The sequence below is a fragment of the Kitasatospora sp. NPDC002965 genome (assembly GCF_040611255.1).
In the GTDB taxonomy this organism is placed as follows: Bacteria; Actinomycetota; Actinomycetes; order Streptomycetales; family Streptomycetaceae; genus Kitasatospora.
Map to the genome: position 1 here is coordinate 45,988 of NZ_JBEXNT010000032.1, position 26,730 is coordinate 72,717.

A 26,730-nucleotide genomic window follows, 5' to 3' on the forward strand; every position below is an offset into this window, starting at 1 on the left:
CCCCCGGCACCCGAGGCCCCGAGAAGGCGCCGGACGGGCGGGTGGGAGACTGGCAGGCATGGATGTCGCACGCAGGAACAACATCAGGGTGACCGGGCGTGCCGACGGGCCGGTGGTCGTCCTCGCGCACGGGTTCGGGTGCGACCAGAACATGTGGCGCCTGGTCGTTCCGGCCCTGGCGAACGACTACCGCGTGGTCCTGTTCGACTACGTCGGGTCCGGCCGGTCGGACGCGTCCGCGTGGACCGAGGACCGCTACAGCTCGCTGGACGGCTACGCCCGGGACGTGGTCGAGGTCGTCGAGGAGCTGGACCTGCGGGACGTGACGTTCGTGGGGCACTCGGTCAGCGCCATGGTGGGGGTGCTCGCGGCGGCCGCCGTCCCGGAGCGGTTCTCCCGGCTGGTGATGGTGGCGCCCTCCCCCTGCTACATAGACGAGGACGGCTACCGGGGCGGGTTCGACGCCGGGGACATCGACGAGCTGCTGGAGTCGCTGGAGTCCAACTACCTGGGCTGGTCCGCGGCGATGGCCCCGGTGATCATGGGCAACCCGGACCGGCCGGAGCTCGGCGAGGAGCTGACCACGTCGTTCTGCGCGACCGATCCGGACATGGCGCGGGTCTTCGCCCGGACCACGTTCCTGTCCGACAGCCGTGACGACCTGAAGTCGGTGGCGGTGCCGACGCTGGTGCTGGAGTGCGCCCAGGACGTGATCGCCCCCCGTGAGGTGGGCGCCTACGTCCACGCCGCGATCCCCGGCAGCCGGCTGGTGACCCTGGACGCCACCGGCCACTGCCCGCAGCTCAGCGCGCCGGAGGCCACGGCCGAGGCGATCCTCGGCTTCGTCGGAGCCGCCCGATGACGGCTCGCGCCGACGACCGGAGCCCCGGCGGCCCGAGACGGGAGGGGGGCCTGAACGCCCCCGACGCGACGTTCACCGCCCTCCTGGAGGACAGCGCCGAGGAACTGTACGAGCAGGCGCCCTGCGGCTACCTGTCCACCCTGATGGACGGCACCGTGGCGAAGATCAACACCACCCTGCTGGACTGGCTGGGCCTCGGCCGCGACCAGGTGGTGGGCCGGATGCGGTTCGCCGACCTCCTCACCGTCGGCGGCAGGCTCTACCACGAGACGCACTTCGCGCCGCTGCTGCACCTGAACGGCGAGATCAGCGGGATCGCCCTGGAGCTCAAGGCGGCAGGCGGCACGCGGCTGCCGGTCCTGGTCACCTCCCGGGTGAAGACCGGCGCCGGCGGCGAGCCGATGCTCATCCGCACCAGCGTCTTCGACGCCCGCGACCGCCGGGCCTACGAAGCCGAGCTGCTGCGCGGCCGACGGGCGGCCGAGGAGGCCCGCCGGCAGGCGGAGGCGGACCGCGAGCGCCTCCAGGAGGCGCTGGCCGTGCTGCAGCAGAGCCTGCTGCCCTCCGCCCTGCCCGTCGTGCCGGGGCTGGAGGCCGCCTCGCACTACCACACCGCCTCGCCCGACCTGCTGGGCGGAGACTTCTACGACCTGTTCCCCCTGGACGGCGCCCGGTGGGCGTTCTTCCTGGGCGACGTCTGCGGCAAGGGCCCCCAGGCCGCCGCCGTGACCTCGCTGACCCGCCACACCCTGCGCGCCGCCGCCCTGCACGACCCCGACCCGGTCACGGTGCTCCACACGCTCAACACCGTGCTGAACGAGCGGTACACCAGCGGCGGCGACACCCGCTACTGCACCGCCGTCTTCGGTGTCCTGCACCCCCGGGGCGACACCTGCACGGTCCAGCTGGCCTCCGGCGGCCACCCCTCGACGCTGGTCCAGCGTGCGGACGGCACCGCCGAGTTCCTCACCACTCCCGGCGGCATGCTCATCGGCGTGCTGCCCGACGCCCAGTTCACGCCCACCCGCACCGTCCTCTCCCGCGGGGACACGCTGCTGCTCTACACCGACGGCCTGACCGAGGCCCGGATCGGCCCGAACCGCGAGCTGTACGGCGAGGAGGCCCTGCTAGCCTTCGCGGCCACCCGCGCCCCGGCCGGGCCTCAGGCCCTGGTCACCGCCCTCACCGGGCTGCTCGCCGGCTTCGGCGACGGCCTGGACGACGACACCGCCCTACTCGCCCTCGGCATCCCCTCCCCGGCCCCTGCTACGAGTGAAGAGCACGGATGAACCCGCTGACGATCACCACCCGAGACGCCGCGACCGGTCCCGTACTGGAGATCGCCGGTGACCTCGACCACCACACCGCCCCCGGCCTCCGCGAGGCAGTCGACACCCTCCCCCTCGCCGGCGGACAGTTGCTGGTCCTCGACCTGGCCCGGCTGGACTTCTGCGACTCCAGCGGCATCACCGTCCTGCTGGCCGCCCGCAACGTCGCCGTGGGCCACGGCGCCCGCATCGCGCTGGCCGCCGTACCCTCCAACACCGCCCGCATCCTCGGCATCGTCGGCCTGGACCGGGTCTTCACCATCCACCCCGACACCGCCACCGCCGTGCTGCGTTCCTGACCGGGCGCCACCGGGGCGACCGCTGCACGCACCCCGGCACGGCCCCGCCGGATCGGACTCAGGCCGGACCCGCGCGCCGGCCGGACCGCGCGCGGTGCGACCGTGACGGCCTCCGGCGTGCCGGGCGACGGACGCCTCGCCTCGACGGCCTACCGGTCCGGCTGGTCCGGCTGGTCCGGATGCCACCGTGCGGGTGCGACGGACCGCGCGGGCGGCCACGTTGAGAAGATGGACATCATCGTCGTACTGGAACTGGACATGCCCACCAACGTTCGGATCCTCGGACCCGACCACACGCCGGCGGACCCGGAGAACCCGGTGCGCCTCGCGCACGCCGCCCCCGCGGACGCGTCGGGCGTCTGCGGCCCCCTCACCCTGTGCGGTCTGGACACCGGCGAGATGACCCTCGCCCCGCACCGCTTCACCGACACCGACCGGTCGGGGGTCCGACCGCACTGGCACACGTGCAGCACCTGCCAGACCGCCCGGCAGAGCACCGCGCCCAGAGCCCCCGAACCGGCCACCACGGACCGCTTCGAGGACAGCGCCCACCCCGCAGGAACCGCAGCACGCTGAACCGGTCCCCGGACGCGACGGCATCACCCCCGCCGCCCCGGGCCCGGCCGCCGCAGGCCCGGCCGTCGCCGCCCTGTCCGCACGGGCCCGCGGCGCCGGGCCGGCCGAGCGGCTCCGGACCGAGGCCGGACCGAGGCCGGACACGCGGTCGGATGCGCGGTCGGCGGTCAGCTCGTGGCGAAGCGTGGGGCGAAGGCGGTGAACCAGAGGGCCCCGAAGGTGGCGACGGTCATCAGCGGCACGAAGAAGCGGGTCTCCCGACGGCTGCCGGTCCGCCGGATCAGGACCACTTCGAAGCGCCGCCGGTACGGCCACAGCAGCGGCGCGCCCCGCCGGGTCAGGCAGTCGCCGAGCAGATGGGTCAGGGCGCCCAGACCGACCGTGTAGGGCAGCCAGCCGGCGATGCCGTCGAACCAGGCGGCGACCGTCGCCGTGCCGACCCCGGCCAGACCGACCGAGGTCACCCACGCGGTCAGCCCGTGCCCGGGCGGATACAGGTGCAGGGCGCGCGCCGCGAGGGCGAGGAGGAAGAAGGTGACACCGAGGGTGAAGCCGTCGCCGAGACGGGTGACGCCCCACCAGGTGCCGCCACTGACGAGTGCCACGAACAGCAGCGAGTGGGTGGCGTGGCGGTGTCCGCCGCTCAGCTTGCCCACCAGGCGGCAGAGCCCCCTCGACAACGGGCCCAGCAGGTGCGCGGGTGTCGCGTCGTGGTGGTCGAGGTCGGGGAGCAGCGCGGCCCCGGCGCAGAGCAGCGTGCCCACCAGGATCTCGCCGGGGCGCAGCTCCTTGCCGAGCAGGGCCTCCGGCAGGAACGACGCCGTCGCGGCGAAGATCAGTGCCCCGCTGACCGCGTGTGACTGGCCCAGCATGCCGGATCGCACCTGTCCCTTCTGCCCCTCGGGCGCCGTCCGCTCCCCCGCCGGCCGACCGTGCGGCGGGGCCGTCGTGGGGAGGAGTCCGTCTGCTACCCGCCGTTCCCTCTCCCACTCCCGGCCGTGCCACGGCGGCGGGCGATCCGCCTGGCCGGTCCGGGGAGTTCCTGACGCTCGGACGGGTTGCTGACACTCGGAGGGCCTGCCACCCCGGATCCTGACGCCCATGGGCCCGATGCGCCGGGCCCGATGCGCCGGGCCTGACGCACCGGGCCCTGCTCCGCCCGGGGCCGGCCGGGAACGCGTGAAGCGGCCGGGTCGGGGCACACGGCCCGCATGATGACACCAGGGGGCGTACGCTCCGTCAGACGGATCGTCCTGGCACTGCCGGCCCAGACCGTCGTGCTGGTGCTGGCCGGACTCCTCGTCACGCATCCGCCGTTCGGCCTCTGGGACCAGCGGGAGCCGACGGTCGTGACCTGGCTGGCGGAGCACCGGAACCCGTCGCTCGACCGGGCCTCCGGGTGGGTCTCGGCGATCGGCTTCACCCCCGCCATCGTCGCCGCGACCGCCGCGGTGATGCTGGCGCTCGTGCTCGCGGGGCGGCCGCGCCGGTGGCGGGAGGCGTTGTTCGTCGGCGGCGCGGTCCTCGCCCAGGCCGTCGTCTTCGTGACGGCGGCGGCGCTGGTGGGCCGCTCCCGGCCCGACGTGGTCCGACTGGACGGGGCCCTGGCCACCTCCAGTTTCCCGTCCGGGCACGTGGGCGCCGCGACGGCCCTGTACGGAGCGCTGGCGGTGCTCGCGCTGCGATCGGCGAAGGGCCGGCGCCGGTACCTCCCGGTCGTCGCGCTGCTCTGCCTGGTGCCGCTGCTGGTCGCGGCGAGTCGGCTCTACCGGGGGATGCACCACCCGACGGACGTGGTGGCCGGGCTGCTGAACGGCGCCGTCGCCCTCTGGGTCCTGAGCACGCTCCTGCGGCCCGAACGGCGCCCCGCGGCACGGCGGGCCGTACCGCCCACGCAGGCCGCGCCCGGGTCGGCCACCGCGGGCGCGGCCACCGGGAGCCGGGAAGCCGCCGGCCCCGCGGGCCGACGCGCGATGGTGGTGTCCAACCCCGTGGTGACCGATCCCGCCGTTCTCGACGACGTCCTCGCGGTGCTCGCGGCGCACGGGTACCGGGAGCCCCGGCTCGCCGAGACCGACCCCGACGACCTCGGGCGGTCGGCCGCCGCCCGGGCGGTCGCGGACGGCTTCCCGCTGCTGGTCGTCTGCGGCGGCGACGGCACCGTGACCGCCTGCGCCCAGGCCCTCGCCGGGACCCGGACCGCGCTGGCCGTCGTCCCGTGCGGCACCGGCAACCTGCTCGCCCGCAACCTCGGCCTGCCGACCTCGCCGGCCCGGGCGCTGGCCGCCGCGCTCGACGGCGCACCGCGCCGCATCGACCTGGCCCTGGCGGAGGGCGACGGCATCGAACCGACCCTCGTCGGGGCGATGGCCGGGATCGGCCTGGACGCCGCCGTCATGGCGGACACCGGGCGCGGCCTCAAGCGCCGCCTCGGCTGGGCCGCCTACCTGGTGGGGATCGCCCGGCACCTCGGGGACCGGCGGATGCGGCTCGCCGTCACGCTCGACGACGGCGCCACCTTCCACCGCCGCGCCGCCATGGCCGTCGTGGGCAACGTCGGCTCGCTCCAGGGCGGCGTGCGCCTGCTGCCGCAGGCCGAACCGGACGACGGTGTGCTCGACCTGGTCCTGTTCCAGCCCCGGGGGTTCGCCGGCTGGTGCACGGCGACGCTCCGGCTGGTGACCGGTCGGCACGGCCGGCAGGAGCAGGACCCGCGGCGCGGCGGGACCGGGCAGGCCGACCGGGACGCGCAACCCACGCAGGCCGAGCGCTCCGCGCGCGGGAACGGGAGCAGCCTGGAACACTTCCGTGGCCGCCGGATCACGCTCGTCACGGAGCACGGAAGCCCGCGCGAGCTGGACGGCGAGCCGGTGGGCGACGGCCGACGGCTGCGCCTGACCGTGCGGCCGGGCGCGCTGCTGGTGCACGCCCCGGTCCCCGCGGGCGACCGTCCCGGCCGGGGGCGGGCCTCCGTGCCCCCGCCGCGCCCGGCGGCGGAGCCGACGGGCCCCTCCCCGGCGGGACCACCGACCGACGCGGGTCCCCGGACCGTCGGGGCGGCGGGCTGATGGGCACCGCGAGGAGGGTACGGGGCCGGGGCGGCGACCTCTCCGCCGACGAGGCGGTCGCGACCCTGCGGGAGCACGGCCGCTGGCCGCTCTTCCGCGACGCCGTGGTCCGCTTCCGGTACGCCGACGGGTTCAGTCACGCCCGCGCCCTGGCCTTCCAGACCGTCCTGGCCGTCGTCCCGTTCGCCATCGCCGTCATCGGCCTCTCCGAGGTCATGCACACCGAGCGGATCGGCATGGTCGCCGAGCTCACCATCGAACGGCTGACCGCCGGGCCGAGCGCGGACATGGTCCGCGACGTGCTGGACCGCAGCCGGACGCGGGCCGGCTCGGGCGGCACGGTCGCACTCTGGTTCGGCCTGGTGTTCTCGATGGTCAACCTGGTCACGGCGATGAGCCAGATCGAACGCGGCGCCAATCGCATCTACGGCATCGAGCGGGACCGCCCCGCCCACCGCAAGTACGGCCGGGGCCTGGTGATGGCCGTCCTGGCGGGACTCCCGATGGGAGCGGGCCTCGTCGTCCTGGTCGCGGGCCCGGAGATCGCCGCCTCCGTGGCCGACGTCTACCGGCCGAACAGCGTCGTCGTGACCGTCTGGTCGGTGCTCCACCGGCCCTTGGGGTTCAGCCTGGCCCTGCTCTCCTCCGTCGTGATCTTCCGGCGCGCGCCGCGGCGCAAGCAGCCCGGCTACAGCTGGCTCGCCTTCGGCGCCGCCGTCCACCTGGTGCTCTGGCTGGCGACGACCTGGCTGCTCCGCACCTACCTGAAGATCAGCGGGTCCTTCGACGCCGTGTACGGGCCGCTCAGCGCGGGCGTCTCGCTGCTCGTCTGGGCCTACCTCACGGCGATCGCACTGCTCCTCGGCATCTCGTTCGCCGCCCAGCTGGAGGCGGACCGGGCCGGCCGGCGCTCGCCGATCGAGCCGGATCCGGGGCCTGACCAGCCCGGACGTGGGTAGCCGTCGAAGGATGAACACCGATTCCCGATCCCTCCGCCGGCGCCCCCCGCGCCGACCGCTGCGCGCCGCCGACCGCCGCTTCGGCCGCCGGCTGCTGGCCGCCGCCGGCGCGTTCACGCTCGCCTCGGTACCGGCCGGCGTCCTGCTGGTGCTGATCGAGGCACGCTGGACGCCGCTGGCCGAGCTCGACCGCGGCGCCGCCGACCGCCTGCACACCGCCGTCCTCGGGCACCCCGCGCTGCTGTCCGTGATCCGTGTGCTGAGCGACCGCGTGTGGGACCCGGTCACGCTGCGCCTGCTGGTCGCGGCGGCCGTGGGCTGGCTGCTGTACCGGCGCGCGTGGAGGCTGGCCGCGTGGGCCGCCGCCACGGAGATCGCGGCAGGATTCACCGGATTCCTGGTCAAGGCGGCCGTCGGCCGGGTCCGCCCGAGCCTGCCCGACCCGGTGGCCCTGGCACCCGGATACTCCTTCCCCTCCGGGCACGCGATGACGGCCGCCGTCTCCTGCGCGGTCCTGCTGCTCGTCCTGGAGCCGGTGGTACCGAGGGCGCTGCGGCCGGCCGCCTGGGCCGTGGCCGCGGTGTCCGTGCTCGGCGTGGGCTTCACCCGCGTCGCGCTGGGCGTGCACTGGGCCAGTGACGTGCTCGGCGGCTGGCTGCTCGGGGCGGGGCTGGTCGTGGCGACGGCGTGGGCGTTCGACGCGTGGCGGCTGGAGACCGGCCGCGGCGTGCCGCCGGTGACGGACGGTCTGGAGCCGGAGCTCGCGACGGCGGGACCGGAAGGGCCGGAGGAGTCGGCCCCCGCCGGGCGGTGAGCACCCCGAGCACCCGGCGACGGCACCGGCCCGTCGCCGGGTGCTCGACCGAACCCGGCGCCGTCAGTCGAATGACCGATGCGTCGGCTCCCGGTGGTGAAGGACAGTGGGCCCGCACCTCGCCCACCGGAAAGGACGGAAGCGTGAAAATCACGCCCAGGCGGCGGCTGCCCGCCATCACCCTGTTCACCATCGTTTCAGTTCTGTTCTTCGCGAACTCCGCAGCCCATGCTTCGCAGCCGGGAGAGGGAACCAGCTGGACGCACGAGACCGAATCCGGACACAACGTGTTCGCGCTCGGCGCCATGGCCGAGACCCGCGACCCCAACAACAACGTCCTCGTCCAGGTCTGGCGGGCCGCGAACAACACCATCCGCCTGTCCGTCGGCCACGGCCCGGAGGTCACGATGGCCGGCGCCACCACCTACGCCGACCCGGTGGTGGAATGGGTGACGACGAACGGATCGAGCTCCACCTTCCGCGTGTTCCACACCGGCACCAACGGATTCGTCTTCTACACGTACGTGACCGCCGGTACGTCCGACCAGACACCCCACGTGCAGCCCGAGTGGGAACAGGTCCCCCACGGGGTGGCGACGCCCAACACCCTCCCCGTGTCCGTCGTTTCACTCCCCAACCAGAGTGTTCTGATGAGTTGGCGCGGTTCCAGCAGCGACGAGGACTGGAGCATCTACTTCGACGGGACGTCGAACTCCTGGAACTACCCGTCGACGGTTCCCGGGGCGAGGAGTGAATCCCCCCTCCACCTGGAGATGGACCTGTCGCCCTGGAACCTGAACTGGCGGGGCACCGTCGTCGGCACGTGGCTCGGTACGGACGGCCAGGTCAACCTCATTCGCCAGACCTACGGCCAGAGCAACTGGTGGGGGCACGAAATCCTTTCCGGGATCCGCGGAGAGGGCCAGCCGGCCGTGGCGATCGCGGCCAACGGTCAGGGACAGGTAGCCGTACGCCGGGCGGGGGACCACCGGATCGCCCTCGCGAGGATCGACGCGAACGGCGGATGGCAGGGAGGGTGGGACCTGGAGACGACCGGGTACGTGGCCAGGGCCATCAATCTCATCGCCTATCAGACCGCGGTCTACCTGCTGGCCACCGGCACCAGCGGCGGCGTGGACTGGAAGCAGTCACGGCAGTTCTGACGGCTGCCACCAGGCCGACGAGACCGAGTAGGCCCCGCCCTGCCGACGCTCACCGGCGGGACGGGGCCGAGAGGGGCGCGGGACGGCATTGAGTCGTCATCAGTAACAATCCCGCGCCCCCGGTTCTGAGGGCATCCGGCTCAGATCGGCAGGTTCCAACTCGGACCGGCCTCACTGCCGATCCACACGCGCTGGCCGAGGGGCGAGACCGTGATGCCGAACCCGTCCTGGTGGGGCTCGCCGGCTGCCTGCCAGGCTTCAACGGCACTCTCCACCTGGTCTTACAAGCCTGCTCGGCCCCGCCCCCGGTGACGGGCGTGACCTCGGCGGGTGGATCGGCAGAACCTCCTCCGGGCCTCCCACCGCCCCGGGCCGAACCCGAGGTGACCGCCGCTCAGACTTTCACGACCCACCCGCCCCCGGGCGAGAAGCGTCGGGCGGACTCGGCCTGCGCGTCGCCGGTCCTGTTGTGAACGAAGCCGAGGCCGGAACGAGACAGCCGACCTCCCGACCGGACGGTGGTCGTCCGGTGCGCACTAGGCTGCGTGCCCATGGGACTTTCGATATCGGTCGGCCTCCTCCACGACCAGGCGCGCAACGACCCCGAGGGGCTCGACTACCACCGGCGCGCCTTCGCCCGCCTCGGCCGGGCGCTCGCGGCGCAGGGAGTCGACTGGCACGAGCCGCCGATCGCCGGCCCGCCGCACTCCCCCACCTTCTCCGGCGGCTTCCCGTACGGCTACCTGACCCAGCTGCGCCGCATCGTGGTGCTCGTCGGGCGCGGTGAGCCCGTCACGCCCGCCGCGTCGATCGGCGAGCAGGAGTGGGACCGCGACTGCGAGAAGATCCAGGACGAGACGTCGATGTTCTCGTCCCACCTGCTCTGTCACGCCGACAACGCGGGCTACTACGTGCCGGTCGACTTCGCCGACCCGCTCTTCCTCCCTCCCGAGGCGGAGGTCGCGGGCGCCGGGATGGTCGGCTCCGCCCAGCGTCTCCTCGCGGAGCTCTCGGCCGTCGCGCCTGCCCTCGGCATCGGCGTCGACGCCGGGGGCCTCGCCCTCGGCCCGCAGGAGACCGGGCCGGCCGGGAGGGACGCGGCCGACGAACCGTTCGAATCGGAGCGCTTCGCCTGGCACCAGCTCCACCGGGCGTGCCTGGCGAGTGTCACCGGCGGCTACGCCGTCGTGTTCCACTGAGTTCGTTCCGCCGAGCTCCGGGGAGGCACGCGCGCTCCCCGGACACGTCGTCACGAGGGCGTCGGCCGCGGAGCCCGGTCGGCCGGCATCCGCTACCGGGTTCGTCGGGGCCTGCGGAGGCGGCCCCGCCCCGGCCGCGCGCTCACGCGGCCGGGGCGGGGAAGGCGGAGGAGAAGGGGCTCAGGCCGGGCGGACCGTGACGGTGTGCCGGGAGCGGACCAGTTGCAGCATCGGGCACCGCGCGTCCGCGGCGGCCAGCAACTCCGCCAACTCCTCGGGTGAGGCGGCTCCCCGCAGCTCCACCACCGCCGTCAGGTCGTACGGCACGGCGGGCGCCTCGGTCGGCACACCGAAGAACCGGGCATCGTTGTTGCGCGCGTTCACCCGGACCTCGGCCCGGTCGAGCGAGACGTCCGACAGTGCCGCGATGCACAGGACGGTGTGCGTCAGGCAGGTGCTGATCACCGCGCAGAGCAGCTCCGGAGAGGACGGGCCGAGGCCGAAGCCGCCGATGTCGGGGCCGCCGTCACCGACGAACGACCAGTCCCCCACCCGGACCTTGCGGACCCCGGTCGCGTCGTCGGCCACGCAGACCGCGCCGATCTCCTCGTCCCAGTCCGAACTCTCGGGCCGCCGGCGGGCGGCGTCGCGCATCGCCGCGCCCTTGTCACGCAGGTGCTCGGCCAGGCCCGGCCGCCGCGCTGCAGGTATGTGCGTCATGGCCGGTAGCGTACGGGCCGCAGCCGGCGGACCCGACCAAGGTCCACCGGACGGCACGCAGTTGGGCGACCGCCTCACCCGCTGCGGGACGCGCCCACCGCCGGCCCCCAACACCACGACGGACCCGGCGGCACGGGGCAGGGGCATAGCGCACGGGGCACATCGCACGGGGCACGGGGCACGCCGGGTTGCCCCTTCGGGCGGTTCCGGCCCGGATTCGGGGCGCTCTGGCGACGCGCCGTTGACCCGGCACCGGCGGGGCGGCAGGGTGACTGTGCGGTCCGGACGGCCGACCCTGCGCGCAAGAGCGCCGCATACGGCCCTGAGCAGGCTCTGCGGACGTCCGGTCATTCGTCGACGAATCGACGATCACCGACGATCCGGGCGAATTCGACCGCACAGCCGGGCACATCGGCCATGACGAATACGGCTACTCCCGAACGCCCCGTGGCCGGACCGGTGACGAGCGGAGTGCCCCGGCGCCCCGGAAGGCGACGGGGCACCCGGGACCGTCTCCGAAACTTCCGGACGTGCGCAACCTTTCACCCCGCCCACGGCATCTAGTGGGTATCAGGGTCACGGGACGAGAGGGGCACGCAAGGCGAAGCCACGGGGGCGCACGGGCGCAGGAGGAGTCGGCGGGCGACCCGCCGACGACGGCCGCCTCCACTGACTCCTTTCGGCTCCGCACCACGGGCGGGGGCCTGTCGAATTCCTTGCAGGAATCCTGAATTTCCCTTTCACGTCCATTTAGTACGCATACGATTTGATGTGGATAAGTCGAATCCAATACCTGTTACAGAGCCGTGACAGCCGTGCACGGTTAATTGTTCGATCAGCGAGGGGCCGCGGCTAGTATTCCCGCATGGCATCGAACCTCCCTCCGATATGGAATTCCCCCGACGGCGAAGCCCCCCTACGGCCTCGCAGTTCTCCGCTTCGGCTGGCCCGCCACGGTGCGACCTTCCTCGGCGTGAGCGTCGTGTCCGGGGCACTGCTCGCCGGCCTCGCCCTGCCCGCCGCCGGGGCGCTCGGGCTGACCGCGAAGGACACGGCGGAGGGCTTCGACGACATCCCCGACGACTTCGACACCCCTCCGCTCTCCCAGGTCACACAGATCTTCGACGCCAAGGGCGGGCTGATCGCCAAGGTGTACGAGCGCGACCGCACCGTCCTCGCCGCCGACCAGATGTCGCCGTACATGCGGCAGGCCCAGGTCGACATCGAGGACGCCCGCTTCTACGAGCACGGCGCCGTCGACCTCAAGGGCGTGCTCCGCGCGATCAGCAAGAACGCGGAGAGCGGCACCGCCTCCCAGGGCGCCTCGACGCTGACCCAGCAGTACGTGAAGAACGTCAACGTCGAACTGGCCGGCGACGACCAGGCCGCCGTCAAGGAGGCGCAGCGCAAGACCCTGGGGCGCAAGATCCAGGAGCTGAAGATCTCGATCAAGCTGGAGGAGGACCTGACCAAGGACCAGATCCTCACCGACTACCTCAACATCACGTACTACGGAAACTCCGCCTACGGTGTGGAGGCCGCCGCCCAGCGGTACTTCAGCAAGAGCAACAAGGACCTGACGATCGCCGAGGCCGCCACCCTGGCCGGCCTGGTGCAGAACCCGTCGGCCTACGACCCGAAGCTGCACCCGCAGGCCGCGCAGATCCGGCGCGACGTGGTGATCGACAAGATGGTCGAGAACAAGCACATCACCGCGGACCAGGCCAAGGAGGCCAAGGCCGCCCCGCTGGGCCTCCAGTTCAAGACCCCGCAGAACGGCTGCATCACCGCCCAGGCCGGCATGGGCTTCTTCTGCGACTACATCAAGCACGTGGTCAAGCAGGACCCGGCCTTCGGCAAGAACGCCGCCGACCGGAAGAAGTTCTGGGACCAGGGCGGCCTGAACATCCACACCACCCTCGACCCCGACAAGCAGGCCGCCGCCCAGGCCGCGGTGAGCAACAACGTACGGGTCACCGACACCGTCTCGGCCGCCGCCACCATGGTCGAGCCCGGCACCGGCAAGATCCTCGCCATGGCCCAGACCCGGCCGTACGGCCTGGACACGAAGAAGAACCAGACCGTCGTCAACCTCAACGTCGACGCGGCGATGGGCGGCGGCAACGGCTTCCAGCCCGGGTCCACGTTCAAGCCCGTCGTCGCAGCGGCGGGGCTGGAGGCGGGGCTGTCCTCGACCCAGGAGTACTCCTCCCCGAACAAGCTCGACTACCCGACGATGAAGACGTGCGAGGGGACCTGGAAGAACACCACCCGGCCCAAGGCGGTGGTGCCCAACGAGTCCGCGAACGAGAAGGGCCCCTACCAGCTGAAGAAGGCGATGGCGCTGTCCATCAACACCTACTTCGTGCAGATGGAGGAGGAGATCGGACTCTGCCGCGTCAAGCAGATGGCCAACAAGCTCGGCATCACCGGCCGGGCCAGCGGCCAGCCCCTGGAGGAGGTTCCCGCGATGGGCCTGGGCGTCGGGGAGGTGAGCCCGCTGACCATGGCGAACGTCTACGCCACGTTCGCCGCCCAGGGCAAGCACTGCACCCCGATCTCGATCAACAAGATCACCACGGTGGACGGCAAGGACGTCCCCGTCCCGGTCGGCGCCTGCGAGCAGGTGTTCTCCGAGACGACGGCGCAGATCCTGAACACCATCCTGAACGGCGTGACCGCGGACGGAACCGGCGCGGCCCTCAACCTGGAGGGCGACCGGCCGATCGCCGGCAAGACCGGCACCTCGGACCACAAGAAGGCCGCCTGGTTCAGCGGTTACACCCCGCAGCTCGCCACCGCCGTCTGGCTCGGCGGCCCCAACGGCGGTGTCGAGATGCGGGACATCACCATCAACGGCAAGCACCGCATCGAGGTGTTCGGCGCCGACGGCCCCGGGCCGATCTGGCGCGACGCCATGAACCTGGCCCTGCGGGGCGCGCCCAAGCAGTCCCTGCAGATGGTCGACATCCCCGACCCGGCGCCCAAGCCCGACCCGAGCGCCACCGAGACCCCCTCGGGCCCGCCGTCCACCAGCCCGCCGGCCACGCAGCGCTGACAACGGCGATCTCCGCGGCGGCGCCGACAGGTCCGTTCGAGGGCCGCCCTCGACGCGCTGGGCAACGAGGCGGTGCGTGCCTGCGTCGGCCAGGCCGTCCGGGAACACCTCGGCCGGTGGCTGGAGGAGCACCGGAACGGGCCGCAGCCGTCGTCGGCCGCATCGTCCGGAGCGCCCGCCGGGACCGACCGGCGACCGACCGGCGACCGACCTGACGGGCAGGATCCCGGCCGCGCCGACGAGTATCGGCCAGTCGGACCCGAACGATGTCCAATTACCTTGCATTGACACTGGCTTGACCATCATTTTAATGTCGGCACGGCGGCGTCGGTCGACGCCGCCGGCTACCCCGACACACCTCGGAGGTCCGAATGGAACAGCTCATCAAGAAGATGACCCAGGACGACAAGTGGAAGGGCTGGGTCGCCGCCAACTCCGCGCAGAACGCCAAGGACGGCTGCATCAGCGTGGCCAAGTCCGGCTGCATCAGCGTCGCGAAGTCCGGCTGTATCTCCTGACGCACCACCCGCACGACGTGGGCCGGGCCGGCGCACCGCGCCGGCCCGGCCTCCGCCCGCAGACCCACGCCGGCACGTCACGGCAGCGGGCCGCCGATGCTCCGCGTACTCACCGGAGGTGACAGTGAACGGCCAGCCGACCGCCGAGGTGGTCGACCGGATCAGGGACATTCCGATCTACCGGGCCTCGATCGAACAGGGCCACTTCCCCATTCTGGAGAAGCCCGAGATTGCGCGCGGATTCCCGGACAACTGGATGACTCCGGCCCTCGCCGCCGCGCTCGAAGCCGGCCAGGCGGAGTTCGTACTCTCCACGGGCACGAATCACGCCAGAATGCAGATCATCCGCCCGCCGTACTTCCTGCTGAACTCCTACTACCGGCTGTGGAGCGAGCACCCCGAAATCGCCGCGACCTGGGAGCAGGGCTGCCGACGGGTCTCCCTCACCACCGTCCTGGCCACCGAGCACGTCGCCCGGGTCAACGCCAGGAAGCGGGGGGAGGACCCGGCCCCCGAGCCGGCCCTGAGCGACCGGTGGCTCGACGACCGCACCGTCTACCTCAACCTCCGCCTGGACCCGGCCCGGTGGCAGCGGGCGGACGTCGAACGGATGCTCGGGGAGATCGAGGAGGCGCGGCTGGCCCACCCGGAGGGCCGCTACCACCTCGACTGCTCCGGCTACCACCTCGCCCACCTGGTGCGGAAGGCCGTCGAGTGGGGCCTGTGGGAGAGGTTCCCGCAGCCGGCCAGCATCGTCCACGCCTACGAGTACACCCCGGTGAACGTGGTCCGGTACCTGCGGGCACACTTCGACTGCCCGATCGTGGACCTGTTCGGCAGCACCGAGCTCGGCTACCTGTACTACAGCGACCGGACCGGCCGGTACCGCCCGTATCTCGACCGGATGAGCGTCGAACTCCTCCCGGTCGCCCCGGGCAGCGAGATCTACAGCCTCATCGTGACGAGCGTGCGGAACCCGTACATGCCGCTGGTCCGCTACCGCTCGGGGGACTGCGTCCGCACGCTGGACGGCAGCCCGGACCCGGACCGCATCGCCCGGTTCTGCGGCCGGGAGAAGGAACTCCTCCCCTCCCCCCACGGGCCGGTCGCGCAGGGCGACCTCGACGACCTCGTCGGCGGCGTCGCGCCCCGGATCTTCCTGCACCGCCTGCACGTGGGCGGCCCCGACGACGAGGCCGTGCTGCGCTGCACCACCTTCGACGGCTCCCCTCTCGACCCGGCCGAGGCCGACGCCCTGGCCGACGGCGTCCGGCGGCTCACCGGACGGCGATGTCACGTCGAGCACCGAGAGCACCTGCCGATCGGCAAGTCGGGCAAGTACGCCTGGCTCGCGACGGACGGCCGACCAGCGGACGGAGAAGCATGACCACCCAGGCCCACGTCTCGGCCGACGACCTCAAGGCCCTGCTCGGCGACGTCCTGCACGCCGAGGCGGTCGCGTACACGGCCGACCGGACCGGCGTGACCCCGGCCGAGGCCGAGCGCCAGGTCACCGAGTGCCTGCGCTACCTCTACCTCGTCTCCCGCTACCGCGAGGAGCTCGCCGGCCTCTTCCTCCCCGTCGAGCAGGACATCGACGAGATCTGGCACTACCTCATCCTGCAGACCCGCGAGTACCGGGTCCTGTGCGAGGAGCGCCTGCCGGGCGGGTTCTTCATCAACCACCGCAGCATCGCCTACGAGGCGTACCAGGAGGAGCCCGGCCGGGAGCGGGCGGCCGAGGAGGCGCTGCGCTGGATCCCCCTGTACTGCCGGGAGTTCGGCCCCTTCGACGAGGGGACGCCGGCCCACTGGACCATCGTCCGCTACCTGCACGAGGACATGGAGATGTCGCTGGAGGAGATCTCGGCGCTCCGCCCGCTGGCGTCCGCATGACGCTCCCGTCCTCGGCCTCCTCCTCCGCCTCCTCACCGACCGTCGCGGATCCCGGCCGTCCGCCCGAACACCCGGCCCAGCGGCGGGTCCTGACCGTCCTGGTGATCTCCCAGGTGGTCAGCGGCGCCGGGCTCACCGCGGGCATCGTGGTGGGTGCGCTGCTCGCCGAGGAGATGCTCGGGTCGACCGGGCTGGCCGGCATCCCGAGCGCCCTGTTCACCGGCGGGTCCATGCTCGGAGCGCTGGGTATCGGCCGCCTCTGCCAGCGCCGGGGGAGGCGGCCGGGGCTCGGTCTCGGCTACGCGGTCGGCGCCCTGGGCAGCATCGGCGTGGTGGCGGCGGTGGCCGCCGACAACGTGCCGCTGCTGCTCGTCTCGCTCCTGGTCTACGGCGCCGGCACCGCCACCAACCTGCTCGCCCGGTACGCGGGCGCCGACCTCGCCTCGCCGGACCGTCGCGGCCGGGCCCTGAGCCGGGTCCTGCTCGCCGCGACGCTCGGCGCGGTCGCCGGCCCCAACCTGGTGACCGTCACCGGCGACGTGGCGCAGACCTGGGGGATCCCGCGCCTGGCCGGCCCGTTCCTGCTGGCCGCCTTCGGGTACGCGGCGGCCGCCGCCGTCCTGGGCACGCTGCTGCGGCCCGACCCGCTCCACCTGGCACGCGCACAGGCGGCGGAGCGCGAGAACGCGGCGGCGCGGGAGAACGCGCGGACGGCGAAGGAGCCGGACGGGAGCGGTGCGGTCGCCGCCGAGGACCGGACGGCACGCGGGCCCGGCGTCGCGACCGGACTGTGGGTCATGCTGCTCGGCCAGGTGGTCAAGGTCGCCATCATGACGATGACGCCCGTCCACCTGGCCGCCCACGGGCACGGCACCGGCGCGACCGGGCTCGTCATCTCGCTGCACATCGGCGCCATGTTCCTGCCGTCCCCGCTCAGCGGCATGCTCGTCGACCGCCTGGGCGCGCTGCCGGTCGCCGCCGCCTCCGGCGTCACCCTCTGCGCGGCCGCCGTCCTCGCGGGCGTGGCGCCGACGGACTCGGTGACCGTCCTGGCCGGGGCGCTGGTCCTGGCCGGGGTGGCCTGGAACCTCGGTCTGGTCAGCGGCACGGCCATCGTCACCGCGGCCGTGCCGCCCACGAGGAGCGCCTCCACCCAAGGGCTGGTCGACGTCGGCCTGGCGGTCGCGGGCAGCACCGGCGGACTGCTCTCCGGTCTGGTCGTCACGGCCGGCGGTTACAGCACGCTGGCGCTGGGCGGCGCCGTCGTCGCCCTCCTGGTCCTCCCCGTGGCCGCCCGGGCGGCCCGCGACACCCGGGCCGCCCGGACCGTCCACGCCGGGTAGTGGCCCGCCGCGCACCGGCGGCGGGCCACCGGAGCCACCGCACGAACGGGGCGCGGTTCTGCACGGTCATCGCCACCCCGATCGCCTCGACCGACCCTGAACCGAAAGATCTTCGGCGCCCGTCGGTGAGAGGTGGTCAGTTGGGGCAGTGAGAACCGCAAGATTTCCTGCCACGCACCACGCACCACGCACCACGCGCCACGCGCCACGCGCCACGCACCACGCGCGCCCGGCGGCGCGGTGCCCCGGCCGAGGTCCGGAGCCGCGGCTCCGGGCCGTCAGGGCGCGCGCTGCGCCGCCGGATGCGGGCGGCGCAGCTCCGCGTAGACCGACCAGACCACCGAGACCGCGGGGACGGCGACGACGGCGCCGATCACCCCCGCCGCGATGCTGCCCGCGAGCACCGAGACGGCGACCACCACCGGGTGCAGGCTGACCGCCCGGCTCATGACCAGGGGGTGGAGCAGATGCCCCTCGATCTGACCGATCACCACGATCAGCAGCAGCACCACAACGGCGGTCACCGGCCCACGCGCGGCCAGGGCCACGAGGGAGGCGACCAGCATCGCGATCGGCGAGCCGACCAATGGGACGAAGGAGGCGAGGAACTCCAGCACGGTCAGCGGCAGGGCGAGCGGCACGTCCAGGAGGAACAGCGAGACGCCGACCATGACGGCGTTGCTCGCGGCGACGACGAAGATGCCCCGGGTGTAGCCGGCGAAGGTCCGCCAGGCCGCCCGGCCGCCCCGGTCGAGGCGGTCCGCCGCGGCGGACGGCAGCTGGGCGGACGTCCACCGCCACATCCGCTCGCCGGAGTGCAGGAAGAACACCGACATGAACAGGGCGAGCGCAGCGCCCGTGGCCAGCTCGATCGCCCGGTGGGCGCCGCTGACGGCCGTGCTGATCAGGGTCGAACGGTGGCGGGCCGCGAAGTCAGAGACCTTGTGTTCGAGGTCGTCGAAGGCCGTCGGACCGAGGTGCAGGGGTCGCCCCTGCAGCAGCTTCTCCAGCCGGTCCAGACCGCCCTGGAACTCCCGGGTCAGGCGGGCCATGTCGTTCGCCACCGTCTCCCCGATCAGGGCGAGCAGGCCGACGGGCACCAGGAGCGCCACCGCCAGGCCGACCAGCACGGCGAGCGGGCGCGGAACGGCACGGGCGGCCAGGTCGACCAGCGGCCGGACCACCGAAGTGATCACCAGCGCGAGGAAGGCGGCGAGCGTGATCAGGTGGAACCGGCCCAGCACCGTCAGCACCAGGTACGCGGCCACCGCGACGACGAGCAGCCGCCACGCGTAGTCCGACAGGCGGCGCAGCCCCCGGCCCGCGCCCCCGCCGCCGTCCGCCACGGGGGTCGGCCGACGGGGCCCGGGACGTCTCACCGGCATGCCGCACCGCCGGCGGCCGCACACCGGAGGCGGGCCCCGGGCCCGAAGGCGCCGACGGCGACCGCCCGGGCGGCGCCGGCCCGGTCCTCGGGGCCGGACGGGTGCCCGTCCGGCCCCGAGGACCGGGCGTGGCACCGGGAACAGTGGCACCGGGAACAGCTGGAGTGCGAAAACGGCATGCCCTCTGCATAGCGGCTGGTCCGCTCCCCGGGCAGTTCCCGCGCCGACGGTCACCCACCCCACGGGCGATCCCACGGGCTCCCACCGCACCACGTCGCGTCGATACTCCCGCTCCTCGCGACCCTCGGCCGGGCACCCGGCGGACCTAGGGTGCGAGCACGTGGCGGTACCAGCGGCGGTGCACCAGGGGTTCGACGCACAGCACGGCGGCGCCCGCGGCCACGCCGACCAGCTGGGAGGGCCAGCCTCCGCCGTTGACCAGGGCACCGAGGCAGGCAGCGGCGACGGCGACGGGCCTCAGCAGGGTCAGCGGCCCCAGGCCGACGACCATCGCGAGCGTGCCGGCGCGGAACGGCAGGAGGAAGTACGCGGCGAGGGAGAGCAGGACGGCGGCGGCGTAGAACGCGAGCGGGACGAGGAAGCCCGTGCCTCCGGCCGTCAGCTGCTCGTACGTCCGCGCCCGGTCCGGCCGACGCCCCCAAGATCGAACAAGCGGGCGAAGTCTCCCACGCCGGGTTCCCAGTACCGGGCTCCGGCCGGGCTCCGGGGACTGATCGTCCCCGGGGCACGGGCGGGAGTCGTCCGGCGGCCGTCCGGCCGACGGGAGTCACGGCCGGAGCGGGTACGGCGGCGCCGGGGACGGAACGGACCGACGCGGGGTGCGCCGTCACTCCACCCGGTGAGTCCTGGCCGACTCCCCCACCTGGGAAGACGCTTGAGGCTGTCCCACACGTCACCGATGCCGGCGGAGGCCGGGCCGTGCCGGTGAGGCTTCAGCGGGCCGGGGGAAGCGTCCCGACCGGCGGAGCCTCGGGCTGCCACTCGATCATCATGATCGTCGCATCGTCGGTCAGCGTGCTGTCGTCGTTCTCCAGCAGGGCGTGGATGAGACGGCGCAGCGCCTCCGGGGCGACCTCACCGGCGGCGGTGGCCCGGATCACGAAGTCGGCGAAGCGATCGAGTCCGAACATCTCGTGGTTCGTGCCCTTGGCCTCGATGACCCCGTCGGTGTAGATCAGCAGCCGGTCACCCGGTCGGAGCGAGAAGGTGTGGACGGAACGGGGCGCGCCGGAGAGACCCGCCAGGCCCAACGGCGGCTCGCTGGTGCGGGCCAGGGCATCGGCCACCACCTCACGGCCGCGGATCAGCAACGGTGGCGGGTGGCCGCAGTTCGCCCAGTGCAGGGTGCCGGTCGCGAGGTCGAGCCGGGCGAGGACGCCCGTGACGAAGCGGTCGGGGAACCACCGCTGGATGGCGTCGTCGATGGTGGCGACGAGGTCGGGCAGGTCGGCGCCGTTGCGGCGGGCGTTGCGGCACGCGGCGAGGGCCACGGCGGCGGTCAGGCCGGACGCGAGGTCGTGCCCCATCGCGTCCAGGACCGCCGCGTGCAGCACACCCTCGGCCAGCGAGTGGTCGAAGGCGTCACCGCCCAGGTCGTAGGCGGGTTCCAGGACGGCGGTCGAGATGACCTGGCTGTTGGAGACGGTGCGGACGGGGAGGAACGCGCGGAGCATCTCGGCGGGCAGGCTCATGGTCTCCGCCCGGGTGCTGCGGGCATAGCTGTCGCTGGTGTCCCGTTTGGAGGTGATCACCATGGCCGTCATCGCCGCGAGGAGCCTGCACCGCCGCAGCCCGCCGGCGTCGAGGCCGGTGGTCCGGACACCGAGCACGCCGAGCCGCTCGGCACCGTCGACCAGGGGCAGCCAGGCGAGCAGTGTGTCGGCCCCGTCCTCACCGACCCGCAGTGCCCCGGTGCGGTACGCCCAGCCGGCGAGGGTCCCGTCGATCGGCAGGTTGGCGCCGCCGGCCAGCGGGAACAGCTGGTTCTGCTGGATGTCGGCGAGGTAGACCGTGCTGGATCCGAGGCCGAGGGCCTGGGTGTACCGCTGGGCGATGGTGGGCACGTCGGCCGGGTCCAGCGTGCGTCTGGCAGTGAGGAACTCCTCCAGCAGCTGTTCGCCCAGGTTCAGTGGCAAGGTCTCGTCGGCCATCGTCCCAGCCGATCCCGCGCACCGCACGGCCGTCGGCCGACACGGCGGAGCCGGCCCGAGGTTCGCCCGTACCGGGTCCGGATCTCACCCGATCGGCGCACAGCCGGGACGGGTCGCCGGTGCGGGGGGTGCCGCAGGGACGCCGCGGGCGCACCTGGCCGGGTGGGGCCGGACGGGGGTCCCCTCAGCCGCGCCCGGCATCGAGATGCGTCCCGCGTACCCGCTTGATGCCGACCAGGACCCGGTAGCGGTCGCGCGCGCCGAACTCGGCCAGACGCCAGACCACCGGGCGGCCCACCTCCGCGCACAGGTGCAGGACGGTGTCCCCGCCCGCGCAGACGCCGACGTGCGCCCCGTAGGCGTCGTCGGTCGCGTTGAAGAGGAGCAGGTCCAGCGGGCGCGGGGTGCTGACCCGCCGGGTGGCGTCCCGGTCCTCCCACAGGTCGCTGGAGCGCAACGGCGGGACGACGCGGCCGAAGTGGGCGAGCACCGCGTAGGCGTAGAGCTGGCAGTTCGCCCCGGCGGCGAGGCCGGGGCGCTCGGCGACGGCGGGTGAGCCGGGGTGGCGGGCGCCGACGTACGGGACGTCCCACAGGAGCTGGGGCAGGTTGAGGGCCGGCTGCGGCGTCGGGTCGGTGGGCACGGGGCACCACGCTAGCCGCTGCCCGCGCCGCGGAAGGCAGCGCACCCGGTCGGGCCGGGCGCGGGGGCACCCGGTCCGACGGGGCGTCAGTCCTCCAGCAGGCGGCCGATGAGCTCGGTCGCCGAACCGGCCTCCCCGTCCTCGGCGGCGCACCGCACGTCGAACGCGGCGTCCCTGGCCCTCGACAGGGCCTCGGCGTCCCGGCTCCCGTCGAGGAACGACGACCGCTTCGGTGCGAGGTGCATGAGCACCCGGTCGTCGCTCCAGTCCACGGTGGCCGTCAGGAGCCCGCCGTCGTCCCCGGCCATGAAGGCGGTCATGCCGCGCAGGGCGGTGAACGCCCAGACCAGCGTGGGGAGACGGAAGTCGACCCGGGCCTCGAAGTCGAGCGTGAGCGAGCCGGAGGCCTCGTCGAACCCGGCCGTCAGGCAGCCGTCGCCGTCGAGACCGCGCAGCAGACCCGCGTAGTCGCCGCCGATCCAGCGGTCGCACTCCCGGACGGCACCGGCCAGCTCCGCGCGGTACCGGCGCCGCACGTCGCCGTCGTTCCAGGCCTCGCAGAGGCCGGTCCAGTCGTCCTCCGCCCAGGTGGAGGCGGGGGCGACCGGCGCTCGCAGGTAGGCCGACAGCCGTGGCCGCGCGATGGCCGTCGCTGCCGACATCATGACGTACTGGGACATCCGTTCCCCCGGTGGTGAACTCCTGCGGCGCGTGCGGCGCGTCGACTTCGCTTCCGTCGATTCCGCTTCCGGCGATTCTGCCCGGATCGATCCGCCCGCGTCGATCCCGCCCGGCGAGCGGGCAGGGGGCGAGCGGGCCCGGCGAGCAGGCAGGGCGGCGCACCGCACTCGCGCACCGGTGAGGATCCGGACCGGCGTGCCCGACCTCGTGAGGAACGGCACCGCCGCAGGACGTGCGGCCCCTCCTCGGGGTCCGCACCGCCCGCCCCGCCCACAGGGCCGAGCCGCCGGCCGCCGGCCGGGGCTACCGCCGGAGAGAACGAGACGGGCCGGTCACGGTTCAGTCGGGGACGGTCCGGTCCCCGCCGGCCACCACCCAGCGGAAGGAGCGGCTGTTGTAGTAGTTCATGCTCTGGGTGAGCGTCTCCCCCGCTCCCCCGGGGTCCGCCCAGCGCGTGATGCCCAGCCAGTGCCCACTGCCCCGGTTGATCACCGCATGGGGCCGGCCGTCCGTGACGACCCGCCAGGACTGGCCCGGCGAGGCCGCGGCGCAGTCCTCCGCGAGCACGGCCGCCTGGTCGGAGGACCGCCCGCCGTTGCCCAGGCAGAGCCCGGTGGCGACGTTCCTGATCCGGGCTCCCTCGCCGTCCGGGAGCAGCTGCCAGAGCTGCTCGGGCCGGTCCCGGCACGGTTGGAGGGCCACGCTCCGGGCCGGGCCGGCCTGCGCGCAGAGGGAGGTGCGGGCGTTGACCAGTCGGCGCGCGCCGGAGGGCGTCGCCGAGGCCGTCGGGGAGGTGCCGGACGGGAGCGCCGACGGAACGGGGGCCGGCGTCGGCGACGGCGACGGCGGTGGCGGATCGGCCTGACGTGCGGGCCCGACGGCGTCGCCCGCGGGGCTCGTCGCCGGAGACGGACGGCCGACGGTGGACGGCGCCCCGGCCTCCGGCAGCAGGACCGCGGCCGTCGTGGCGGCACCGGCGGCGGTGACCGCCGCCGCGGCCCAGAGCGACCACCCCTTGGCGGCCAGGGCGGCCAAGGGCCCGCCACCGAGCCCCGCCCCCGCCCCCGCGCCGAGCCCCGCGCCCACGCCGAGACCGGCACCGGCACCGGCACCTGGCAGGCCGACGGCGGGCCAGGCCAGCAGGGCGGCCGGGAGCGCGGCCGGGATCCGGCCGTTGAGCGCACGCAGCTCCTCGGCGGCCCGTGCGCAGTCGGCGCACGCGGCGAGGTGCCGATCGAGCTCGCGGCTGCGCCGCCGGCCCGGGCGACGCAGCGAACCGCTCAGCATTCGCCCGTAGTACCGGCACTCGTCCGTCGTCCGGGAGCCTAGGTGCTCGCTCAGGTAGGCCTCGCGCAGCCCCTCGCGGGCCCGCGCGGCGAGCGAGCGCACACCGCTCGGCGAGAGACCGAGCCGCTGCCCCACCGAGTGCGCCGTCTCCTCCTCGACCACCGAGTGCCACAACACCGCCTGCCACTGGTCCGGCAGTGCGCGGTAGGCGCGGGCGACGAGGGAGCGTTCCTCGGCCGCGAGCGTGCCGTGGGCGGCGTCCTCGTGCGCGAGGTGGGACGCCCAGGAGTCGACCTCGTCGGAGGGCAGCAGTCTCGCCTCGGGCCCGGCGCTCCACTCGGCGGCGACCCGCCGGACACAGGTCAACAGGTAGGGCCGCCAGGCGTACCGCGGTCCGCCACCGGCCGCCACCACCCGGTAGGTCCGGGCGAACGCCTCCGCGGCGAGGTCCTGGGCGGTCTGGGCGTCGCGGCAGCAGGTGCGCGCGTAGGACAGGACGGCGCCGTGGTGTCGGGAGAACACCTCCGCCATCACCGCCTCGGTGCCCGGGCCGCCCTCGGCCCGGGCACCGAGCAGCGCGGCGAGGGCGGCGTCGTCCAGGGCGGAGAGCTCCGGGCCGCGATCGTGCGGCAGGCCGCGCGGTGTCCTGTCGGGGAGGTGCATCTCTGAGCCGATCTGGTCGAGCCGTCCGAAGCGAAGCTACAGGCGTCATACGAAATACGGAATACGTGGCGGTGTCGCCGGGTCATGCGGGGGAAGTGTCGACGTCTGCCGGTCGGGCGCCGGCGGCGCGCCGTTCCCGGCACCCGCCACCGACACCCGCTGACCTCCGGACTCCACGGCCGGTCTCCCCAACTCCCTTTCCCCGTTCGGAATGTGATGCCGGAAGAGAGGGACTCCCCGGCCTCGGCGTCCCGCGCCTTTGCCGAACCTTTGCCATCGCGGTCCCGCTTTGCCCCGGCCCCGCCGGTGGGGTAGCGTCCGGCACCGACCTCCGCTCCACCCGGCCGTCTCCCCGGCTCCCGCTCCGTCGAGCAGGAGAGAGACATGCGAAAGAACCGTCACCGGGCGCCGCTCGCCATCGGCGTCCCCCTCGCCCTCGCCACCCTGGCGGCCGCGTCCTGGGCCACGGTGGGCCTGCCCGGCTGGGCCGACGAGCAGCCCGACCGGTCGGCGGCGCGCAGCGCACCGGCCACTCCTCCGGTCGCCTGCGACACCGCCGACGCCGCCGGCAAGGGCTGGTACCAGGCCGTGTACGTCCACCGGGCGGGCACCCGGCCCCGGGCGGACGCGGTCAGCGCGATCCGCACCACGCTGTGGAACGTGGACCAGGTGTTCGAGGCCAGTGCGCAGCGCTTCGGCCAGGGCGACAGCCGCCGCCCCCGGTTCGCCCAGGAGGCCGGCTGCCAGGCCCAGGTGCTCACGGTCGGCGTGGACGGCGACGACCGGTCGTACAAGGTCGGGCAGGTCCGCACGAAGGCCAGGGCACTGGCCGAGGCCCGGCTGAAGGAGGCCGGCGGCAGTGACCGGGCGCGGGTCGGGCGCACCCGGTTCGTCTACTTCGTGGACACCGGCCAGGCCACCGGCTGCGGCGTGGCCTCGGCGCCCGCGGCCAAGCGCCGGGCCGACCTCCACACCGGCTGGATCGCCGTGAACTGGCAGTGCCTCGGCGAGGCGGCGCTCACCCACGAGATGATCCACAACTTCGGGGTGACCCACTGCGACAACGACCACGACCAGGGCAGCGACCCGATCTGCCGCGGTTACGACAAGTCGCCGCGGTGCGACGACATCATGGGCACGGTGGTCCTCGACTGCGCCAAGGACGAGTTCGCCTACTTCTCCCCGCGCCCGGCGGACGGCAGCCGGCTGGCCCGGCACCCCGAGGAGAACGTCGCCAACAGCCCCTACCTGATCAAGGACCAGCCCGCCGGGCCGCTCGACGCCACCCTGGTCGGCCGGGCCGACGGAGAGTGCCTGACCGCCGGCGGGGACGGCACCTCACTGGTGCAGCAGCCGTGCGCACCCGGCGACAGCCAGACCTGGCGCCGCGCCGTCGGACCGAACGGCTACCTCACGCTGCGGCACCTGCGCAGCGGCAGGTGCCTGACGATGCCGTCCGAGGGCGCACCGGTGCTGGCCGACTGCAAGCCGGGCGACGCCCGCCAGGAGTGGTGGATGCCGTCCGCGCGCGGCGCCGACCGGGTCTACGGCAACCTGCGCAGCCGAGCCGCCGGCGCGGTGCTGAAGCTGCGGGGTGACGGCAAGCAGACGAACGCGCCGGCCGAACGCGCGCGGACCGGGGGTTCCCCGGCGGCACAGTTCCGGGTGGTGCCGATCGGCGCCGCCCCCACCACGGGCGCGAGCACCGGCGCCGCCCCCACCACGGGCGCGAGCACCGGGGCGGCAACCGCCTCGGCGCCGTCCGGTCGGCCCTCGCCGACGGTGCCGCCGGTCGGCGGCGAGCCGACGCGGTCCGCCGCCCCCTCGTTCACCCTGCCGCCGTTCACCGTGCCGCCGTTCGACCTGCCGTCGATCGGTTCGACGCCCTTCTCCCCGACGCCCTACGTCCCCGCGCCCGAGAGCTCCGAGATGCCGGAGGCGGACGGCGCCGCCGACGCGACCCCCGAGGAGGAGAACGAGACCGAACCCGACGCCGCCCCCGTGCCGGGCGAGGACGGCGGCGAGTAGCCACCTCCCGCCCACGCCGTCCGCGGCGGCCGGACCGGAACCCCACCCGGCCCCGCCCCCGCGGGCCCC

At 73.9% G+C, this 26,730-nt stretch carries 24 protein-coding genes; 15 read left to right on the plus strand and 9 right to left on the minus strand.

Going from position 1 to position 26,730, the window contains the following annotated elements; genetic code table 11:
• Nucleotides 1-58 precede the first annotated feature (58 nt).
• From ABZY91_RS15665 to ABZY91_RS15680, 4 genes are all read left to right on the plus strand, one after another.
• Nucleotides 59-862, plus strand: a complete 804-nt coding sequence (locus ABZY91_RS15665) for an alpha/beta hydrolase (protein WP_355402758.1) — start codon at nt 59-61, stop codon at nt 860-862.
• Nucleotides 859-2,151: a SpoIIE family protein phosphatase gene (locus tag ABZY91_RS15670; protein ID WP_355402760.1), complete on the plus strand. Its 1,293-nt coding sequence runs from the start codon at nt 859-861 to the stop codon at nt 2,149-2,151. The genes ABZY91_RS15665 and ABZY91_RS15670 overlap by 4 nt, the downstream gene beginning before the upstream one ends.
• Nucleotides 2,148-2,489: an STAS domain-containing protein gene (locus ABZY91_RS15675; RefSeq protein WP_355402762.1), complete on the plus strand. Its 342-nt coding sequence runs from the start codon at nt 2,148-2,150 to the stop codon at nt 2,487-2,489. Before ABZY91_RS15670 ends, ABZY91_RS15675 begins: the two co-directional genes overlap by 4 nt.
• A 228-nt stretch (nt 2,490-2,717) precedes the next feature.
• Nucleotides 2,718-3,065 carry a hypothetical protein gene (locus ABZY91_RS15680; RefSeq protein WP_355402764.1) on the plus strand — a complete coding sequence of 116 codons (348 nt, stop codon included), beginning with the start codon at nt 2,718-2,720 and terminating at the stop codon, nt 3,063-3,065.
• Nucleotides 3,066-3,232: 167 nt separating this feature from the next.
• On the opposite strand, the gene ABZY91_RS15685 is transcribed toward ABZY91_RS15680, so the two are convergent.
• On the minus strand, nt 3,233-3,937 hold the full coding sequence (locus tag ABZY91_RS15685; RefSeq protein WP_355402765.1) for a metal-dependent hydrolase: 705 nt from the start codon (nt 3,935-3,937) through the stop codon (nt 3,233-3,235).
• Between the two features lie 339 nt (nt 3,938-4,276).
• Between ABZY91_RS15685 and ABZY91_RS15690 the strand changes: the two genes are divergently transcribed.
• From ABZY91_RS15690 to ABZY91_RS15705, 4 genes are all read left to right on the plus strand, one after another.
• A complete protein-coding gene (locus tag ABZY91_RS15690; protein WP_355402766.1) occupies nt 4,277-6,133 on the plus strand; it encodes a diacylglycerol kinase family protein in 1,857 nt (618 codons plus the stop codon).
• The gene (locus ABZY91_RS15695; RefSeq protein WP_355402768.1) at nt 6,133-7,092 is read left to right on the plus strand and encodes a YihY/virulence factor BrkB family protein; all 960 of its coding nucleotides are present in this window, start codon (nt 6,133-6,135) and stop codon (nt 7,090-7,092) included. The genes ABZY91_RS15690 and ABZY91_RS15695 overlap by 1 nt, the downstream gene beginning before the upstream one ends.
• Nucleotides 7,093-7,102: 10 nt before the next feature.
• On the plus strand, nt 7,103-7,906 hold the full coding sequence (locus ABZY91_RS15700) for a phosphatase PAP2 family protein (RefSeq protein WP_355402770.1): 804 nt from the start codon (nt 7,103-7,105) through the stop codon (nt 7,904-7,906).
• A 143-nt stretch (nt 7,907-8,049) separates the two neighbouring features.
• On the plus strand, nt 8,050-9,069 hold the full coding sequence (locus ABZY91_RS15705; RefSeq protein ID WP_355402772.1) for a hypothetical protein: 1,020 nt from the start codon (nt 8,050-8,052) through the stop codon (nt 9,067-9,069).
• A gap of 140 nt (nt 9,070-9,209) precedes the next feature.
• Here the strand turns inward: ABZY91_RS15705 and ABZY91_RS15710 are convergent, their stop codons facing one another.
• Nucleotides 9,210-9,344: a hypothetical protein gene (locus ABZY91_RS15710; protein WP_355402774.1), complete on the minus strand. Its 135-nt coding sequence runs from the start codon at nt 9,342-9,344 to the stop codon at nt 9,210-9,212.
• Nucleotides 9,345-9,620: 276 nt separating this feature from the next.
• Between ABZY91_RS15710 and ABZY91_RS15715 the strand changes: the two genes are divergently transcribed.
• Nucleotides 9,621-10,268 (plus strand): hypothetical protein, encoded by a 648-nt coding sequence (locus ABZY91_RS15715; protein WP_329877591.1) that lies wholly within the window; start codon nt 9,621-9,623, stop codon nt 10,266-10,268.
• Nucleotides 10,269-10,448: 180 nt separating this feature from the next.
• Here ABZY91_RS15715 and ABZY91_RS15720 read toward each other — a convergent pair whose 3' ends face one another.
• Nucleotides 10,449-10,988: an OsmC family protein gene (locus ABZY91_RS15720; protein WP_355402777.1), complete on the minus strand. Its 540-nt coding sequence runs from the start codon at nt 10,986-10,988 to the stop codon at nt 10,449-10,451.
• A 973-nt stretch (nt 10,989-11,961) separates the two neighbouring features.
• Here ABZY91_RS15720 and ABZY91_RS15725 point away from each other — a divergent pair.
• The 5 genes from ABZY91_RS15725 (at nt 11,962) to ABZY91_RS15745 (ending at nt 17,803) form a co-directional block, all read left to right on the plus strand.
• The gene (locus tag ABZY91_RS15725) at nt 11,962-14,046 is read left to right on the plus strand and encodes a transglycosylase domain-containing protein (protein ID WP_355402779.1); all 2,085 of its coding nucleotides are present in this window, start codon (nt 11,962-11,964) and stop codon (nt 14,044-14,046) included.
• A gap of 371 nt (nt 14,047-14,417) precedes the next feature.
• The gene (locus tag ABZY91_RS15730; protein ID WP_329883230.1) at nt 14,418-14,564 is read left to right on the plus strand and encodes a hypothetical protein; all 147 of its coding nucleotides are present in this window, start codon (nt 14,418-14,420) and stop codon (nt 14,562-14,564) included.
• Nucleotides 14,565-14,688: 124 nt separating this feature from the next.
• The gene (locus ABZY91_RS15735; RefSeq protein WP_355402802.1) at nt 14,689-15,951 is read left to right on the plus strand and encodes a hypothetical protein; all 1,263 of its coding nucleotides are present in this window, start codon (nt 14,689-14,691) and stop codon (nt 15,949-15,951) included.
• Nucleotides 15,948-16,460, plus strand: a complete 513-nt coding sequence (locus ABZY91_RS15740; protein WP_329883231.1) for a hypothetical protein — start codon at nt 15,948-15,950, stop codon at nt 16,458-16,460. The genes ABZY91_RS15735 and ABZY91_RS15740 overlap by 4 nt, the downstream gene beginning before the upstream one ends.
• Nucleotides 16,457-17,803 (plus strand): MFS transporter, encoded by a 1,347-nt coding sequence (locus tag ABZY91_RS15745; RefSeq protein WP_355402782.1) that lies wholly within the window; start codon nt 16,457-16,459, stop codon nt 17,801-17,803. The genes ABZY91_RS15740 and ABZY91_RS15745 overlap by 4 nt, the downstream gene beginning before the upstream one ends.
• Nucleotides 17,804-18,081: 278 nt before the next feature.
• Here the strand turns inward: ABZY91_RS15745 and ABZY91_RS15750 are convergent, their stop codons facing one another.
• The 6 genes from ABZY91_RS15750 to ABZY91_RS15775 form a co-directional block, all read right to left on the minus strand.
• Nucleotides 18,082-19,188, minus strand: a complete 1,107-nt coding sequence (locus ABZY91_RS15750; protein WP_355402784.1) for an AI-2E family transporter — start codon at nt 19,186-19,188, stop codon at nt 18,082-18,084.
• A gap of 325 nt (nt 19,189-19,513) precedes the next feature.
• Nucleotides 19,514-19,699 carry a hypothetical protein gene (locus ABZY91_RS15755; RefSeq protein ID WP_355402786.1) on the minus strand — a complete coding sequence of 62 codons (186 nt, stop codon included), beginning with the start codon at nt 19,697-19,699 and terminating at the stop codon, nt 19,514-19,516.
• 442 nt (nt 19,700-20,141) lie between these two features.
• The gene (locus tag ABZY91_RS15760) at nt 20,142-21,359 is read right to left on the minus strand and encodes a PP2C family protein-serine/threonine phosphatase (RefSeq protein WP_355402788.1); all 1,218 of its coding nucleotides are present in this window, start codon (nt 21,357-21,359) and stop codon (nt 20,142-20,144) included.
• Between the two features lie 184 nt (nt 21,360-21,543).
• Nucleotides 21,544-22,002, minus strand: a complete 459-nt coding sequence (locus tag ABZY91_RS15765) for a hydrolase (protein ID WP_355402790.1) — start codon at nt 22,000-22,002, stop codon at nt 21,544-21,546.
• Between the two features lie 86 nt (nt 22,003-22,088).
• Nucleotides 22,089-22,682 carry a hypothetical protein gene (locus tag ABZY91_RS15770; RefSeq protein ID WP_355402792.1) on the minus strand — a complete coding sequence of 198 codons (594 nt, stop codon included), beginning with the start codon at nt 22,680-22,682 and terminating at the stop codon, nt 22,089-22,091.
• A 340-nt stretch (nt 22,683-23,022) separates the two neighbouring features.
• Nucleotides 23,023-24,633, minus strand: a complete 1,611-nt coding sequence (locus ABZY91_RS15775) for a sigma-70 family RNA polymerase sigma factor (protein WP_355402794.1) — start codon at nt 24,631-24,633, stop codon at nt 23,023-23,025.
• A 384-nt stretch (nt 24,634-25,017) separates the two neighbouring features.
• On the opposite strand from ABZY91_RS15775, the gene ABZY91_RS15780 reads away from it, so the two are divergent.
• Nucleotides 25,018-26,661: an RICIN domain-containing protein gene (locus tag ABZY91_RS15780; protein ID WP_355402796.1), complete on the plus strand. Its 1,644-nt coding sequence runs from the start codon at nt 25,018-25,020 to the stop codon at nt 26,659-26,661.
• The last annotated feature ends 69 nt before the right edge of the window (nt 26,662-26,730 follow it).

Coding starts and splice junctions, on each gene's coding strand:
- ABZY91_RS15775 (WP_355402794.1), bottom strand. CDS start 24,633: ATGCACCTCCCCGACAGGACACCGCGCGGCCTGCCGCACGATCGCGGC.
- ABZY91_RS15685 (WP_355402765.1), bottom strand. CDS start 3,937: ATGCTGGGCCAGTCACACGCGGTCAGCGGGGCACTGATCTTCGCCGCG.
- ABZY91_RS15715 (WP_329877591.1), top strand. CDS start 9,621: ATGGGACTTTCGATATCGGTCGGCCTCCTCCACGACCAGGCGCGCAAC.
- ABZY91_RS15740 (WP_329883231.1), top strand. CDS start 15,948: ATGACCACCCAGGCCCACGTCTCGGCCGACGACCTCAAGGCCCTGCTC.
- ABZY91_RS15760 (WP_355402788.1), bottom strand. CDS start 21,359: ATGGCCGACGAGACCTTGCCACTGAACCTGGGCGAACAGCTGCTGGAG.
- ABZY91_RS15750 (WP_355402784.1), bottom strand. CDS start 19,188: ATGCCGGTGAGACGTCCCGGGCCCCGTCGGCCGACCCCCGTGGCGGAC.
- ABZY91_RS15730 (WP_329883230.1), top strand. CDS start 14,418: ATGGAACAGCTCATCAAGAAGATGACCCAGGACGACAAGTGGAAGGGC.
- ABZY91_RS15700 (WP_355402770.1), top strand. CDS start 7,103: ATGAACACCGATTCCCGATCCCTCCGCCGGCGCCCCCCGCGCCGACCG.
- ABZY91_RS15675 (WP_355402762.1), top strand. CDS start 2,148: ATGAACCCGCTGACGATCACCACCCGAGACGCCGCGACCGGTCCCGTA.
- ABZY91_RS15745 (WP_355402782.1), top strand. CDS start 16,457: ATGACGCTCCCGTCCTCGGCCTCCTCCTCCGCCTCCTCACCGACCGTC.
- ABZY91_RS15680 (WP_355402764.1), top strand. CDS start 2,718: ATGGACATCATCGTCGTACTGGAACTGGACATGCCCACCAACGTTCGG.
- ABZY91_RS15670 (WP_355402760.1), top strand. CDS start 859: ATGACGGCTCGCGCCGACGACCGGAGCCCCGGCGGCCCGAGACGGGAG.
- ABZY91_RS15690 (WP_355402766.1), top strand. CDS start 4,277: ATGATGACACCAGGGGGCGTACGCTCCGTCAGACGGATCGTCCTGGCA.
- ABZY91_RS15720 (WP_355402777.1), bottom strand. CDS start 10,988: ATGACGCACATACCTGCAGCGCGGCGGCCGGGCCTGGCCGAGCACCTG.
- ABZY91_RS15770 (WP_355402792.1), bottom strand. CDS start 22,682: ATGTCCCAGTACGTCATGATGTCGGCAGCGACGGCCATCGCGCGGCCA.
- ABZY91_RS15695 (WP_355402768.1), top strand. CDS start 6,133: ATGGGCACCGCGAGGAGGGTACGGGGCCGGGGCGGCGACCTCTCCGCC.
- ABZY91_RS15665 (WP_355402758.1), top strand. CDS start 59: ATGGATGTCGCACGCAGGAACAACATCAGGGTGACCGGGCGTGCCGAC.
- ABZY91_RS15755 (WP_355402786.1), bottom strand. CDS start 19,699: ATGGTCGTCGGCCTGGGGCCGCTGACCCTGCTGAGGCCCGTCGCCGTC.
- ABZY91_RS15780 (WP_355402796.1), top strand. CDS start 25,018: ATGCGAAAGAACCGTCACCGGGCGCCGCTCGCCATCGGCGTCCCCCTC.